This is a genomic window from Pseudomonas bharatica, assembly GCF_048586865.1.
Classification (GTDB): domain Bacteria; phylum Pseudomonadota; class Gammaproteobacteria; order Pseudomonadales; family Pseudomonadaceae; genus Aquipseudomonas; species Aquipseudomonas bharatica.
The window spans coordinates 77877-92405 of record NZ_JBMAWR010000020.1 but is presented as its reverse complement, the minus strand read 5'-3'; the positions used below and the strand labels follow the sequence as shown (position 1 = coordinate 92405).

Here is a 14529-nt window from a genome sequence, read left to right as displayed (position 1 = left end):
AGGGGGGCTATCATCCGCGAAAACACGCTCTGACTCCAGTATTTACGCCCGGAACGTGTAGGAAATTACCGTATCCGGGCGTGTATTCGTACTACTCGGGAGTCTCGACCAGCAACGCATCGACCCGCTGGAAGCCGCGCGGCAGCTTGTTGCCCCGACGACCGCGTTCACCCTTGTAGTGCTCCAGGTCCTCGCCCTTGAGTGACAGGGTACGCTTGCCGGCCTGCAATACAAGGGTCGCCCCGTCGGAGAGTACCGCCATGTCGGTGACATATTCTTCACGACTGGCCACCCGATCACCGGGTATGCCGATGATCTTGTTGCCCTTGCCCTTGCCCAGTTGCGGCAGGTCGCTGATCTTGAACACCAGCAGGCGGCCTTCGGTGGTCACCGCGGCCAGCCAGTTCTGCTCGCGGTCGGAAACCGGCCGCGGCGCCAGCACCCTGGCGCCGTTGGGCAGGCTGAGCAGGGCTTTGCCGGCCGTGACCTTGGCCTGCAGATCCTCGCCCTTGACCACGAAACCGTAGCCTGCGTCGGAAGCGACCACGTACAGCGCCTCGTCGTCCGGCATCAGCACGCATTCAAAGACCGCGCCAGGTGGCGGTTTCAGATGACCGGTCAGTGGCTCGCCGTGGCCCCGTGCCCCTGGCAGCTTGTGAGCAGGAAGCGAATAGCTGCGCCCGGTGGAGTCTATGAACACGGCGAACTGATTGGATCGCCCTGCCGCCGCCACTTTGAAGCCATCACCCGCCTTGTAGGCCAGGCCGGTGGCATCGATATCGTGACCCTTGGCACAGCGCACCCAGCCTTTTTCCGACAGAACGACAGTGACCGGCTCGGTCGGCATCAGCTCGTTTTCCGACAAGGCCTTGGCCTCGGCACGGGCGACGATCGGCGAACGACGGTCATCGCCGTAGGTTTCCGCATCCTTGATCAGCTCGCTACGCACCAGCTTGCGTAGCTTGCTGTCGCTGCCCAGCAGGGCCAGCAGCCTGGCCTGCTCTTTGAGCAGTTCTTCCTGCTCGCTGCGGATCTTCATCTCTTCCAGTCGCGCCAACTGGCGCAGACGGGTTTCGAGGATGTAGTCGGCCTGGATCTCGGTCAGTTCGAAGCGAGCGATCAGCGCCTGCTTGGGCTGGTCCTCGGTGCGGATGATGTGGATCACTTCGTCAAGGTTGAGGAAGGCGACCAGCAAACCGTCCAACAGGTGCAGGCGGCGCTCGACCTTGTCGAGACGGAACTTCAGCCTCCGACGAACGGTAGCGATGCGGAACTCCAGCCACTCCAGCAGCAGTGCGCGCAGGTTCTTCAATTGCGGCCGGCCATCGAGGCCGATGATGTTGACGTTGACCCGGTAGCTCGACTCCAGGTCGGTGGTGGCGAACAGGTGCTGCATCAGTTCGTCCAGATCGACCCGGTTGGAGCGGGCGATGATGACGATGCGGCACGGGTTCTCGTGGTCGGACTCGTCACGCAGGTCGGCGACCATCGGCAGTTTCTTGGCCTGCATCTGTGCGGCGATCTGCTCTAGCACCTTGGCCCCGGAGACCTGGTGCGGCAGCGCGGTAACGACGATATCGCCGTCCTCGATGCGATAGACGGCACGCATGCGGATCGAGCCGCGACCGCTTTCGTAGATCTTCAGCAGTTCGGCGCGCGGGGTGATGATTTCCGCTTCGGTCGGGTAGTCCGGGCCCTGGATGTGCTCGCACAGTTGCTCGATGGTGGCTTTCGGCTCGTCGAGCAGGCGCACGCAGGCGCTGGCGACTTCCCGCAGGTTATGCGGCGGTACGTCGGTGGCCATGCCCACGGCGATACCGGTGGTGCCATTGAGGAGGATATTCGGCAAACGTGCGGGCAACACGGCAGGTTCTTCGAGGGTACCGTCGAAGTTCGGCACCCAGTCAGCCGTGCCCTGGCCCAGTTCGCTGAGCAGCACTTCGGAATAGCGCGACAGGCGCGCCTCGGTGTAGCGCATGGCCGCGAAGGACTTCGGGTCGTCCGGCGCACCCCAGTTACCCTGGCCATCGACCAGGGTGTAGCGATAGCTGAAGGGCTGTGCCATCAGCACCATGGCTTCGTAGCAGGCCGAGTCGCCGTGGGGGTGGAATTTACCGAGCACGTCACCGACGGTCCGCGCCGACTTCTTGTGCTTGGAGTCGGCATCCAGGCCCAGTTCGCTCATGGCATAGACGATGCGCCGCTGCACCGGCTTCAGGCCGTCGCCGATATGCGGCAGGGCCCGGTCCATGATCACGTACATGGAATAGTTGAGGTAGGCCTGTTCGGTGAAGTCGGCCAGTGACCGGCGCTCTACGCCATCGAGGCTCAGATCAAGGGAGTCGCTCATGCGGGCCTCATCAGTTCAAGGTCTGGCGCAGCAGCAAGGTGCCGCCGCGCTGGGTGAATTCAAGTTGTTTCAGGGCACTCATGCCCAGCAATACCTGGCTGTCATCGAGGCCGGGGACCACCAGGGCGCGGACATCGCGCAGCAGGATATCGCCCAGTTGCACGCTGTCCAGCCGGGTGCGGTAGCCCTCGGTGCGGCCATTGGCGGTGCTCAGGGTTACCGATGCTCCGCGCTCCAGGCCGAAGTCCCGCGCCAGGGCCTCGGGAATCGCGACATCGGTGGCCCCGGTATCCAGCAGGAAATGCACGGCCTGACCGTTGATCAGGCCGTCGGCGACGAAATGCCCCTGGCCATTGCTGGCCAGGCGCACTTCGACGAAACCGTCACCCTGTTGCGAGGTGATCTGGCTGTTGGGATTGACCTGCCGGTCTTCCCACGCGCCGAAAAAGCGTGTGGCGAGGAACAGGCCAGCCGCCCAGGCCAGAACCATGAACACCCGCCCGATACGCTGGCCCGGGGTCTGGCTCATTTCTTCGCGCTCCAGCCGCCTTTCGGCGCGGCGAAACGCCAGACGATCGGGCGGTCCTCGCCATCGGCGCGGGTGCCATTGTTGTTGTCGATACCGATCCAGGCGCCTTCGGCGTCGATCACCAGGGCCTCGGCCAGGCCGTAGGGCTGGCTGTATTGCCGCTGTTCGGTCAAGGCTTCGCCGGCAAACGACCAGCAGCGCTCCACCTGCCCGCCCTGGGCATCACGACGGCAGATGCGGTAGGCGTTGCGTTCCAGGGTGAACAGCTTGCCCTCGAACAGCGCCAGGTCGGAAAAGTCCCGCGACACCTCGCGGGCCTTGGGAAACTGGTCAGGCTGCATCTCGGTGCCGGCCTCGCTGAGCAGGACGCAAGCATCGCCGCAGGCCCAGGTGCTCTGCTTGCGGTTGACCAGCAGCAGGCCGCGGCGCTCGCGCTCGGCGGCCAGCCACAGGCGGTCGCCGGCCGGGCTGACGGCAAGGCCTTCGAACAAGGCGTTGAAATGCAGGAGCATCCCGCTGGCCCGGGCCTGGCGGATCATTGCCGGATCGATCTTCAGCCAGTTCGGCTCGCCCTGCACCGGCACTTCCAGCACCGCAGCGTAGGCTTCGCTGACGATGTAGCGGTTGCCGGCCGCATCACAGCTGATGCCTTCGAAGTCCAGATCGCCGCCACGCACCAGCGAAGCCGCCCATTGCCGTGAGCGCAACCCCAGCGGGAAGCCGGGATCCGGCACGGCTGGCGCCGCCAGCGGCTCGCCAAGGGCCTGCCATACATGGCTGGTGGTATCGAGCCTGTAGACCAGGTCGTCATCGCGGTCGGAAATGGTCCACAAGGTCCCGTTGCACTGCGCCAGCCCCGAGAGGTTGCCGCCGCGCATGCCTTCGACCGGATGCTCGCCGAGCAGGGTCAGCTCCGGCCACGGGTCGGCCATGGCCGGGGCTGCGGACAGGGCCAGCAGCGCCACGAGCAAGCCACGGATCAAGCCATGACCTCGGCCAGGTTGCCGTTGCTTTCCAGCCAGGACTTGCGATCGCCCGCGCGCTTCTTGGCCAGGAGCATGTCCATGATTTCACGGGTCTGCTCGAAGTCGTCGAGGGTCAGCTGGACCAGGCGCCGGGTGTTCGGGTCCATGGTGGTTTCGCGCAGTTGCGGCGGGTTCATCTCGCCGAGGCCCTTGAATCGGGTGACCTGCGGCTTGCCGCGCTTCTTCTCGGCCACCAGGCGGTCGAGGATGCCGTCACGCTCGGCTTCATCCAGGGCGTAGTAGATTTCCTTGCCCAGGTCGATGCGGTACAGCGGCGGCATCGCCACATAGACGTGGCCGGCCTCGACCAGCGGACGGAAATGCTGGACGAACAGGGCGCAGAGCAAGGTGGCGATGTGCAAGCCGTCGGAGTCGGCGTCGGCGAGGATGCAGATCTTGCCGTAGCGCAGCTGGCTCAGGTCGGTGGCACCCGGGTCGACGCCGATGGCCACGGCGATGTTGTGCACTTCCTGGCTGGCGAGGACTTCGCCGCCATCCACTTCCCAGGTGTTGAGGATCTTGCCGCGCAGCGGCAGGATCGCCTGGTATTCCTTGTCCCGCGCCTGCTTGGCCGAACCACCGGCCGAGTCGCCCTCGACCAGGAACAGCTCGGCGCGCATCGGGTCCTGGCCCGCGCAATCCGCCAGCTTGCCTGGCAGCGCCGGGCCCTGGGTGACGCGCTTGCGCTCGACCTTCTTGCTTGCCTTGAGGCGACGGCCGGCGTTGCTGATGGCCAGCTCGGCCAGTTGCATGCCCAGCTCGGGATGGGCGTTGAGCCACAGGCTGAACGCGTCTTTCACCACACCGGAGACGAAGGCGGCGGCTTCGCGGGAGGACAGGCGTTCCTTGGTCTGCCCGGAGAATTGCGGCTCCTGCATCTTCATCGAAAGGACGAAGGTGATGCGCTCCCAGACGTCTTCCGGCGCCAGCTTGACGCCACGGGGCAACAGGTTGCGGAACTCGCAGAACTCGCGCATCGCGTCCAGCAGGCCCTGGCGCAGGCCGTTGACGTGGGTACCGCCCTGGGCGGTAGGAATCAGGTTGACGTAGCTTTCCTGGATGCTGTCGCCACCCTCGGGCAGCCACAGCAGGGCCCAGTCCACGGCCTCCTTGTTACCGGCCAGGCTGCCGCAGAACGGTTCGTCCGGCAGGCGCTGGAATTCGCTGACCGAGTCGACCAGGTAGGAGCGCAGGCCGTCCTCGTAATGCCACTCGACTTTCTCGCCGGTGCTCTTGTCCTCGAAGGTGACCGACAGGCCCGGGCACAGTACGGCCTTGGCCTTGAGCACATGCTTGAGGCGGCTGACGGAGAACTTCGCGGAATCGAAGTACTTCGGATCCGGGGAGAAATACACGCTGGTCCCGGTATTGCGCTTGCCGACGCTGCCGATGACTTCCAGTTCGCTGGCCTTGAAGCCGTCGGCGAAGGTCATCTGGTACTCGTTGCCATCACGCTTGACCCGCACCCGGACCTGGGTCGACAGGGCGTTGACCACCGAGATGCCAACACCATGCAGACCGCCGGAGAACTGGTAGTTCTTGTTGGAGAACTTGCCGCCGGCGTGCAGCTTGGTGAGGATCAGCTCGACCCCGGACACGCCCTCTTCGGGGTGGATATCCACCGGCATGCCGCGCCCGTCGTCGCAGACTTCAAGGGAATGGTCGGCGTGAAGGATCACCTGGACCGAACGGGCATGGCCGGCCAAGGCTTCGTCGACACTGTTGTCGATGACTTCCTGGGCCAGGTGGTTGGGGCGGCTGGTGTCGGTGTACATGCCCGGACGCTTGCGTACCGGGTCAAGCCCCGAGAGGACTTCGATGGCGTCTGCGTTATAGGCGCTAGCGCTGGGATTGGCCATGGGTTCTCGTCGTCGTTCGTGGGTGAAAATAAGCAATCAAAATACAGAAAAATCCAGGTCCTGATACGCCTTCGCGTCAATGCCTGCGTAGGACAACAGCGCTGGCAGATGCAGGGCGAAGCGCTGGAAGCTGTGGTCGCCACCGGCTTCGATACGCAGGGCACAGGCCCGGTAGAAACGTTCGGCGCGGCGATAATCAAGGGTTTCGTCGCCGGTCTGCAGCCATACCTGGTAACGCGCGGCATCCAGCGGCGGCGGCACTTCCAGCGCCGCCAGGGCCTCGACGTGATCGTGGGTCAGTTCCCAGGTCTCGCCGGTGTAGTGGTTGGTCTGGGTGCCCAGGTAGCCGTCGAACAACTGGTGCGGATTGACCGCCGGGTTGATCAGCAGCGCCTTCAATCCATGCCGTTCGGCCAGGTGAGTCGCATAGTAGCCGCCGAGGGAACTACCGACCAGCAATGGCCGGCCCAGTTCGGCAATGTCGGCTTCGAGCTGGGCGATGGCCTGGCGCGGATGGTGATGCAGCGCCGGGATCCGCAGTTGCCCGGCAAGCCCCATGCGCTGCATGACCGCCAGCAACTGGCTGGCCTTCATCGAGCCAGGCGAGCTGTTCAAACCATGGATATAAAGGATCGAGCCCGACATTCCGCCCCCGGATTTCCTGAAATGCCCGCGAGTGACGGGCACAAAGACGCGCAGTTTAGCCTGATAAGAGGGAAATGATTCAGCTTTAGAGATTACGCGGTGCTTCAGTAGCCGTTGCCGTAGTCCACATCGAAGGCAAAATCACCAAGGCGCGAGACGCCGGTTTCCAGGCGGCCATCGTCATGCAGGGCCAGCCAGCGGTAGCCGGGCGTACGCTGTTCATCGACCTTGAAGTCCTCGCTGCGCGGCTCGAACTGGATGCAGGTGGACGGCGAGGCCAATAGCCGGCGTCCGTCGAGATGCTGGTCCCACTCCTGGTGAATGTGCCCCCAAAGCAGCGCCCGCACCTGTGGATAAGGTGCAATGGCGGCGAACAGTGCCTCGGGATTGCGCAAGCCGATGGGCGCCATCCAGGCGCAGTCGATGGAGATGGGCTGATGATGCAGGCACACCAGGCAGTGACGGCCGTCGGCGCTGCCCAAGGCCTGGTCGAGCAGTTGCAGTTGATCGGCTTCCAGACACCCCGGCACGCTGCCCGGAATCGACGAGTCGAGCATGATCACGCGCCAATTGCCGATATCGGTGACGGCCTCCAGCAGATCGGTGCCTGCCGCCACCCGCTCCATCGGCAGTGGCTCATCATGGTTGCCGGCTAGCCAACGGGTCGGCGCACCGAGCACCGCGGTCATCTCGCGAAACTGCCGGTAGGACGCCTCGCTGCCATCCTGGGACAGATCACCGGTGGCCAGCACCAGGTCGATCCGCGGCTGCTCGGCGAGCACCTGGTCGATGACCCGTTGCAGGCTGTCACGGGTATTCATGCCCAGCAGGGAACCCTCGCCATCGGCGAACAGATGACTGTCAGAAAGCTGCACCAGCCGGACCGGGGCACTGGATGAGGGGGTTGCGTGCGGCAAGGGGCCGTCTCCTTGGGGGAATCTGCACGATTATGGTGGGGAAGGATCGGAGGATCAAACCGCCACCAAGACCCCCGTCACATTTCAGCGAACCGCTTCGAGTTCGTGACCGCAGGCCAGGCAGTGGCTCAACCACTCGCCGAGGAACAGGTTGAGCTGGGCCTTTTCGTCCGGCTGGTGCATCGCCGCATTGGGGTAGGGATAGACGCTGCGGAACCGTCGGGCGTGCTCGGCACTGACCACCTCGGCCATGCGCGCGTCGTGATAGACCTGCACTTCCAGTTGCGGTACCGGCAGCCACGGCAGGCTGTGCTCCTGGCGCACACGCAGCGTGGTTGTATAGGGACAGGCCTGCAGCACTTCCAGGGTCAGCACGCCAAGCATCTGGTCGCCCTGGGTCATGCCGATGCGCCGTGACTCCAGGGAGGTGCGCATCGCCGGGAGCAAACGCATCAGGCGTGCATAGTTCGCCTCGCAGGCAGCCTGCAAGCCAACCAGATCGACCCGATAGCGTTCACGCACAAGATTCACGACCACATCCCCCTGACTTCATCGCGGTTCAACGCCAGCCACTGCAAGGCGATGATCGACGCCGCATTGGCAATCAGCCCGTCGCGCACGGCTTGCAGGGCATCCTCGAATGCCCAGACCCGCACGCGGATATCCTCGCCCTCTTCTTCCAGGCCATGCAGCCCGCCAGCCCCCTCGCTGCTGCAACGACCGAGGTACAAATGGACCAACTCGTCGCTGCCACCGGGTGACGGGAAATACCGGGTCATCGGCCACAGCGCGGAGAAGGTCAGCCCAGCTTCCTCCTGCGCCTCGCGGTGCGCAACCTGTTCCGGCTGTTCGTCCTTGTCGATCAGACCGGCGACCAGCTCCACCAGCCAGGGATTGGCGGTCTTGCCCAGGGCGCCGACGCGGAACTGCTCGATCAGCACCACTTCGTCGCGCTGCGGATCATAGGGCAGGACGCACACCGCATCGTGGCGCACGAACAGCTCCCGGCTGATCTCGCGGCCCATGCCGCCGGCAAACAGCTCATGCCGCAGGCGTACCCGGTCGAGGCGATAGAAACCCTGGAAACAGGTGTCGCGCTGGACGATCTCGACGGCGGCTGGAACGGTGCTGGAGTTGTCTGTCATGGAAATCCTCGATGCCTCTATCTACAACGTCACATTCGACTTCGGGCTTGTGGCTTCGCGCCATCCTACCCCGCGTACCCTCGGCTTTCACCCTCTTTCAAGTCAACCCAAGGACTGCGAGGATAGGCACCGTCTGTCTAATCAAGGTTAGCGGCGAACCGACTGCCATGCCGGCGGTCCAAGGCCGATTACCGTCGTTCCAGAAGGATCATCATGACGCTTGCGAAACTGACTACCGTGGCCGTACTGGCCCTGGCCCTGGGGGCCTGCCAGAGCGTTTTCCAGCCCAACATGCGCAAGCCGCTGGAGGTCAAGCGCGAAGCCTGGGAGCACATCAAGCCCGGTTGCAGCGCCAGCGATTGCCCGCTGGTGAACATCGACACCCTGCACTTCCCGGCCCAGCCGCAACTGGACGCGGTGATCGAGCGTCGCCTGCTGCAGTTCGCCGCCGCCGGCGGGCCGCTGCCGACCTCGCTCAAGGCCTATGAAGAGAGTTTCCTGCGTTCGGCGCAGAGCCGTAACAGCAGCTATCTGCAAGCCAAGGTACGCGAGCAGCATGACGGACTGGTGATCATCGAGCTGTCCAGCTACCTGGATACCGGCGGCGCCCACGGCAACCCCGGCCGCGCCTTCATCAACTGGTCGCGCCAGCAGGAAAAGGTCCTGACCCTGCAGGACATGCTGGTTCCGGGCCAGGAAGAGACGTTCTGGAAAACCGCGCAAGAGGCCCATCGCGGCTGGCTGATCTCGACCAAGATGGACCAGGACCCGGAATTCGTGAAGAACTGGCCGTTCCAGAAAACCCCGAACATCGCCCTGACCTACGGCGCAGTGGTGCTCAAGTACGACGTGTACGCCATTGCGCCCTACGCCATGGGCCACGTCGAACTGAAGATCCCCTACCCGCGCCTCAATGGTGTGATCAAGCCGGAACTGTTCCCCGGCCGCGGCTGAAGCTGAACAGCCCGTGCAGCACCCCTGCCAGCAGCAAGGCCGGCAGGGTCGCACCAACCTCGGGCATATGGTTCGCCAGCAAATGGTAGGTTGCCACGCCGCCGGCCCATGCCAGCACGGCGCCGAAGTGCAGCGAACCGACCTGCGCCGGCAGGCGCCGCCGGCGCAGCACGAAGTGATCCACCAGCACCACGCCGAACAGCGGCGCGAACACCGAGCCGATCAGCAGCAGGAAGTTCTGGTACTGCGCCAGCGGCGCGAAGCAGGCGATCAGGGTGCAGACCACGCCGATCGCCAGCGCCAGGTGCTCCACCTTCAGGCGTAGCAGCAGGCCGCTGGACACCGCCGCCGAATGGATATCGGCAAAAGCGTTTTCCGACTCGTCGAGCAGGATCAGCAGCAGCGGAATACCCAGGCCCGCCCCTGCCAACGCCAGCAGCAAGGCGTTCACTTCACCGCTCGGGGCGAACGCCAGGGTGTACGCCACGCCCAGGCTCATCAACCAGAAGTTACCGATGAAGAAGCCCAGTGCAGTGCCGCCGAAAACCCGGCTGGCACGCTTGCCGAAGCGCGAGTAGTCGGCTATCAGCGGGAGCCACGACAGCGGCATGGCAATGGCGATGTCGAAGCCCACCGCCAGCGACAGGGTGCCGTCACCCGCCTTCGTCCACAGAGCGGCCAGGTCGGCCTTGGCGAACAGGTTCCAGGTCAGCCACAGGCAGGCGCCAAGCAGCAGCCAGATCCCCCATTTGCGCAGGATGCGGCGCACGAAGGTCAGCGGACCGCTGACCGCCAGCAAGGTGGCGAGACCGCCGAAGAACAGGGTCCACAGCAGCGGACTGTTCCAGGCGCTGCTGTCGCCGAATGACTGCGCGCCGAGCAGGCTGGCGGCGTCGCGCATGACGATGATTTCGAAGGAGCCCCAGCCGATCAGTTGCAGCAGGTTGAGCACTGCCGGAAGCGCCGCGCCGTGCCGGCCCAGGCTCAGGCGCAGGGCGGCCATGGCCGAAAGGCCGGTGTCGCTGCCGATCACCCCAACCGCGGCCAGCAGCAGAACGCCGACCAGGGTGCCCAGGGCGATGGCCAGGATCGACCCGGCCAGACCCAGGCCCGGCGCCAGCAACGCGCCGGTCTGCAGGACCATCAGGCCGATGCCGAGGGAGAACCACAGGGAGAACAGGTCACGGGCGCCGAAGATGCGCTGGTGGCCGGGGACGGGGGAATCGGGGGAGTAGTTGCTGGGTAGGGACACGATAGGGTCTCGGCGGGCGTTTTTTGTTGGTTTCGAGGGCCTCATCGCTGGCAAGCCAGCTCCCACGGAGAACCCTGTGGGAGCTGGCTTGCCAGCGATCGGGGCCGCCTCAGACTTTCTTGTACAACTGGCTGCCTTCCTGGCGGAACCGCTCGGCCTGCTCGCGCATGCCGTCCTCGACCGCCACGTCAACCGCGTCGATGCGCTGGTTGGCGGCGTATTCGCGCACTTCCTGGGTGATCTTCATCGAGCAGAACTTCGGCCCGCACATGGAGCAGAAGTGCGCGACCTTGGCCGAGTCCTTCGGCAGGGTCTCGTCGTGGAACGAGCGCGCGGTGTCCGGATCCAGGCCCAGGTTGAACTGGTCTTCCCAGCGGAATTCGAAACGTGCCTTGCTCAACGCGTTGTCACGGATCTGCGCGCCCGGATGCCCTTTCGCCAGGTCCGCCGCATGGGCGGCGATCTTGTAGGTGATGATCCCGGTCTTGACGTCATCCTTGTTCGGCAGGCCGAGGTGTTCCTTCGGCGTGACATAGCAGAGCATGGCGCAGCCGAACCAGCCGATCATCGCGGCACCGATACCGGAGGTGATGTGGTCGTAGCCGGGCGCGATGTCGGTGGTCAGCGGGCCGAGGGTGTAGAACGGCGCCTCGTCGCAGCATTCCAGCTGCTTGTCCATGTTTTCCTTGATCAGTTGCATCGGCACGTGGCCGGGCCCTTCGATCATGCACTGCACGTCATGCTTCCAGGCGATCTTGGTCAGCTCGCCAAGGGTTTCCAGCTCGCCGAACTGCGCTTCGTCGTTGGCATCGGCAATCGAACCAGGACGCAGGCCGTCGCCCAGCGAGAAGCTGACGTCGTAGGCCTTCATGATTTCGCAGATTTCTTCGAAGTGGGTATAGAGGAAGTTCTCCTTGTGATGCGCCAGGCACCACTTGGCCATGATCGAACCGCCGCGGCTGACGATGCCGGTTACCCGCTTGGCCGTCAGTGGCACGTAGCGCAGCAGCACGCCGGCGTGGATGGTGAAGTAGTCCACGCCTTGCTCGGCCTGTTCGATCAGGGTGTCGCGGAACAATTCCCAGGTCAGGTCCTCGGCCACGCCATTGACCTTTTCCAGGGCCTGGTAGATCGGTACGGTGCCGATCGGCACCGGCGAGTTGCGGATGATCCACTCGCGGGTTTCATGGATGTGCTTGCCGGTGGACAGGTCCATGACCGTGTCCGAGCCCCAGCGGATGCCCCAGGTCAGCTTGGCCACTTCTTCCTCGATGGAAGAGCCCAGGGCGCTGTTGCCGATGTTGCCGTTGATCTTCACCAGGAAGTTGCGGCCGATGATCATCGGCTCCAGTTCCACGTGGTTGATGTTGGCCGGAATGATCGCGCGGCCGCGGGCGATTTCCTCGCGGACGAACTCGGGAGTGATCTCCTTCGGAATGCTCGCGCCGAAGCTGTGCCCGGCGTGCTGCTGATCGAGCAGGCCGGCTGCACGGGCTTCCTGCAGCTTCATGTTTTCGCGCAGCGCGACGTATTCCATCTCGGCGGTGATGATGCCCTTGCGCGCATAGTGCATCTGGCTGACGTTGGCCCCGGCCTTGGCCCGGCGCGGGTTGCGCACGTGGGCGAAGCGCAGCTTGGTCAGCTCGGGGTCGTTCAGGCGCTGCTGGCCGAAGTCGGAGGACAGGCCGTCGAGCCGTTCGGTGTCGCCGCGGTCGTCGATCCAGGCCGAACGTACGTCGCCCAGGCCCTTGCGCACGTCGATCACCACATTGGGGTCGGTGTACGGGCCGGAGGTGTCGTACACCAGCACCGGGGCGTTGGGCTCGCCGCCGAAGTCGGTGGGGGTATCGTCAAGGCTGATTTCCCGCATCGGCACGCGGATGTCCGGACGCGAGCCCTCGACATACACCTTGCGCGAACGGGTGAAGGGTTGCACGGACTGCTGATCGACCTGGGCGGACTCGCTCAGGTTGGACGGGTATTTTTCTTGTTTGCTCATCACAGGCTCTCCAGACGGATTGGATGTCGGAGTGAACCTGATGGGGGCACGGAGAATGCACCTGGGGCGGTGCTGTGCAGAATGCGGGGGTGTCTGGCGGCCTGCTGCGGCTGACTCGACATTCCCGGACCCGGCACAAGAGGGCTCGCGGGAAGCGAGCAATCTTGTTCCCTACGCAGGCGCTAACCTGATCAGGTTCAACGGGATCCGGAATTTCCGATCTCAGCCTCAACGCAAGGCACCCCGACAAGAACTCGCGCAGTCTAGACCGGCGCGAGCACAAACGCCAACACTCCGGACACCAGCGTGACAAATGGCGCAATTGCCAGATTGTTGCAAACTGCCAGCGCAACTACACTCGCAAGTTCAGAATTACCTTCTTCGTTCAAGGACCGCCCTATGCTGCGCAAACTTTCACTGGCGCTTGCCGTGTCTTGTGCTTCCAACGGATTGGCCTGGGCAGCAGACTTGCCGCTGTCGAGCAAAACCGACCTGGTCAGCGTTTACAACGAGGCCGTCAGCAACAACGCCGACCTCGCCGCCGCCCGTGCCGACTATGGCGCCCGTCGCGAAGTGGTGCCCCAGGCCCGTGCCGGCCTGCTGCCGAACCTGTCTGCCGGCGCCGAGATGATGAATACCCGGACCAGCATCGATCAGCCATCGATCACTGCCAGCCGCAGCGGCAACACCTGGAGCGCGACCCTGGCCCAGCCGATCTTCCGCGCCGACCGCTGGTTCCAGTTGCAGGCAGCCGAAGCAGTCAACGAGCAGGCGGCCCTGGAGCTGTCGGCCACCGAGCAGAACCTTATCCTGCAAAGCGCCGAGAATTACTTTGCGGTGCTGCGCGCCCAGGACAACCTGGCCTCGACCAAGGCCGAGGAAGCAGCCTTCAAGCGCCAGCTCGACCAGTCCAACGAGCGCTTCGACGTGGGCCTGTCGGACAAGACCGACGTACTGCAATCCCAGGCCAGCTACGATACCGCGCGGGCCAACCGGATCATCGCCGAGCGCCGCGTGGCCGACGCCTTCGAAGCCCTGGTGACCCTGACCAACCGCGACTACAACTCGATCCAGGGCATTGTCCATACACTTCCGGTGCAGGTGCCGATCCCCAACGATGCCAAGGCCTGGGTCGACACCGCGACCCAGCAGAACCTCAACCTGCAAGCGACCAACCACGCCGTGCAGGCCGCCGAGGAAACCCTGCGCCAGCGCAAGGCCGGGCATGCCCCGACCGTCGATGCGGTAGCGCGCTACGAGAAGGGTGACAACGACAGCCTCGGCTTCAGCAACCCGAACTACACCGGGCAGCGCTATGGCGGCGACGTGGAGCAGACCAGCATCGGCCTGCAGTTGAATATCCCGATCTACAGCGGCGGCCTGACCAGCTCGCAGGTGCGCGAGGCCTACCAGCGCTTGAGCCAGACCGAGCAGCAGCGTGAAAGCCTGCGCCGCCAGGTGGTGGAGAACACCCGCAACCTGCACCGCGCGGTAAACACCGATGTGGAACAGGTTCAGGCGCGCAAGCAGTCGATCATTTCCAACCAGAGCGCGCTGGAAGCCACGGAAATCGGTTACCAGGTGGGCACGCGCAACATCGTCGACGTACTCGACGCACAGCGCCAGCTGTACACCTCGGTGCGCGACTACAACAACACCCGCTACGACTACATCCTCGACAACCTGCGCCTTAAGCAGGCCGCCGGAACCTTGAGCCCGCAGGACCTGCAGGATCTCGGGCGCTACCTGAAGCCGGACTACAACCCGGACAAGGACTTCCTGCCGCCTGACCTGGCGGCGGCGGCCAAGGCCAATTTCGACAGCCGTCCGTAGGGGCCTTATCGCTGGCAAGCC

The 14529-nt window shown here is 64.3% G+C and carries 12 protein-coding genes and 1 riboswitch; of the genes, 2 read left to right on the top strand and 10 right to left on the bottom strand.

What is annotated here, in order from left to right:
• Positions 1–91: 91 nt before the first annotated feature.
• The 8 genes from parC to ACKLLE_RS20565 all read right to left on the bottom strand — a co-directional run bounded on the left by parC (position 92) and on the right by ACKLLE_RS20565 (position 8470).
• Positions 92–2350: a DNA topoisomerase IV subunit A gene (parC, locus tag ACKLLE_RS20600; protein ID WP_420058919.1), complete on the bottom strand. Its 2259-nt coding sequence runs from the start codon at positions 2348–2350 to the stop codon at positions 92–94.
• 10 nt (positions 2351–2360) lie between these two features.
• The gene (locus ACKLLE_RS20595) at positions 2361–2879 is read right to left on the bottom strand and encodes a retropepsin-like aspartic protease family protein (RefSeq protein ID WP_064301497.1); all 519 of its coding nucleotides are present in this window, start codon (positions 2877–2879) and stop codon (positions 2361–2363) included.
• Positions 2876–3862 (bottom strand): esterase-like activity of phytase family protein, encoded by a 987-nt coding sequence (locus ACKLLE_RS20590; protein WP_420058918.1) that lies wholly within the window; start codon positions 3860–3862, stop codon positions 2876–2878. The genes ACKLLE_RS20595 and ACKLLE_RS20590 overlap by 4 nt, the downstream gene beginning before the upstream one ends.
• On the bottom strand, positions 3859–5763 hold the full coding sequence (gene parE / locus ACKLLE_RS20585) for a DNA topoisomerase IV subunit B (protein ID WP_420058917.1): 1905 nt from the start codon (positions 5761–5763) through the stop codon (positions 3859–3861). Before parE ends, ACKLLE_RS20590 begins: the two co-directional genes overlap by 4 nt.
• Before the next feature lie 36 nt (positions 5764–5799).
• Positions 5800–6408, bottom strand: coding sequence for a YqiA/YcfP family alpha/beta fold hydrolase (locus tag ACKLLE_RS20580; protein ID WP_420058916.1), 609 nt, complete (start codon positions 6406–6408; stop codon positions 5800–5802).
• Positions 6409–6512: 104 nt separating this feature from the next.
• Entirely contained in the window at positions 6513–7325 is an 813-nt protein-coding gene (cpdA, locus tag ACKLLE_RS20575) for a 3',5'-cyclic-AMP phosphodiesterase (protein WP_420058915.1), read from the bottom strand.
• Positions 7326–7409: 84 nt separating this feature from the next.
• Positions 7410–7862: a DUF1249 domain-containing protein gene (locus ACKLLE_RS20570; RefSeq protein ID WP_009399515.1), complete on the bottom strand. Its 453-nt coding sequence runs from the start codon at positions 7860–7862 to the stop codon at positions 7410–7412.
• Complete coding sequence (locus ACKLLE_RS20565) at positions 7853–8470, bottom strand: NUDIX domain-containing protein (protein ID WP_064301492.1); 618 nt, start codon at positions 8468–8470, stop codon at positions 7853–7855. The genes ACKLLE_RS20570 and ACKLLE_RS20565 overlap by 10 nt, the downstream gene beginning before the upstream one ends.
• A 213-nt stretch (positions 8471–8683) precedes the next feature.
• Between ACKLLE_RS20565 and ACKLLE_RS20560 the strand changes: the two genes are divergently transcribed.
• Positions 8684–9424 (top strand): RsiV family protein, encoded by a 741-nt coding sequence (locus tag ACKLLE_RS20560; RefSeq protein ID WP_279896598.1) that lies wholly within the window; start codon positions 8684–8686, stop codon positions 9422–9424.
• Here the strand turns inward: ACKLLE_RS20560 and cytX are convergent.
• Both cytX and thiC read right to left on the bottom strand, forming a co-directional pair.
• Entirely contained in the window at positions 9393–10721 is a 1329-nt protein-coding gene (cytX, locus tag ACKLLE_RS20555; RefSeq protein WP_420058914.1) for a putative hydroxymethylpyrimidine transporter CytX, read from the bottom strand. The genes ACKLLE_RS20560 and cytX overlap by 32 nt on opposite strands.
• Before the next feature lie 64 nt (positions 10722–10785).
• The gene (gene thiC, locus ACKLLE_RS20550) at positions 10786–12675 is read right to left on the bottom strand and encodes a phosphomethylpyrimidine synthase ThiC (protein ID WP_064301489.1); all 1890 of its coding nucleotides are present in this window, start codon (positions 12673–12675) and stop codon (positions 10786–10788) included.
• A gap of 151 nt (positions 12676–12826) precedes the next feature.
• Positions 12827–12931: riboswitch (TPP riboswitch) on the bottom strand.
• 143 nt (positions 12932–13074) lie between these two features.
• On the opposite strand from thiC, the gene ACKLLE_RS20545 reads away from it, so the two are divergent.
• Complete coding sequence (locus ACKLLE_RS20545; RefSeq protein ID WP_009399510.1) at positions 13075–14508, top strand: TolC family outer membrane protein; 1434 nt, start codon at positions 13075–13077, stop codon at positions 14506–14508.
• The last annotated feature ends 21 nt before the right edge of the window (positions 14509–14529 follow it).

Coding starts and splice junctions, on each gene's coding strand:
- ACKLLE_RS20545 (WP_009399510.1), top strand. CDS start 13,075: ATGCTGCGCAAACTTTCACTGGCGCTTGCCGTGTCTTGTGCTTCCAAC.
- ACKLLE_RS20595 (WP_064301497.1), bottom strand. CDS start 2,879: ATGAGCCAGACCCCGGGCCAGCGTATCGGGCGGGTGTTCATGGTTCTG.
- ACKLLE_RS20560 (WP_279896598.1), top strand. CDS start 8,684: ATGACGCTTGCGAAACTGACTACCGTGGCCGTACTGGCCCTGGCCCTG.
- parC (WP_420058919.1), bottom strand. CDS start 2,350: ATGAGCGACTCCCTTGATCTGAGCCTCGATGGCGTAGAGCGCCGGTCA.
- parE (WP_420058917.1), bottom strand. CDS start 5,763: ATGGCCAATCCCAGCGCTAGCGCCTATAACGCAGACGCCATCGAAGTC.
- ACKLLE_RS20565 (WP_064301492.1), bottom strand. CDS start 8,470: ATGACAGACAACTCCAGCACCGTTCCAGCCGCCGTCGAGATCGTCCAG.
- cytX (WP_420058914.1), bottom strand. CDS start 10,721: ATGAGGCCCTCGAAACCAACAAAAAACGCCCGCCGAGACCCTATCGTG.
- ACKLLE_RS20580 (WP_420058916.1), bottom strand. CDS start 6,408: ATGTCGGGCTCGATCCTTTATATCCATGGTTTGAACAGCTCGCCTGGC.
- thiC (WP_064301489.1), bottom strand. CDS start 12,675: ATGAGCAAACAAGAAAAATACCCGTCCAACCTGAGCGAGTCCGCCCAG.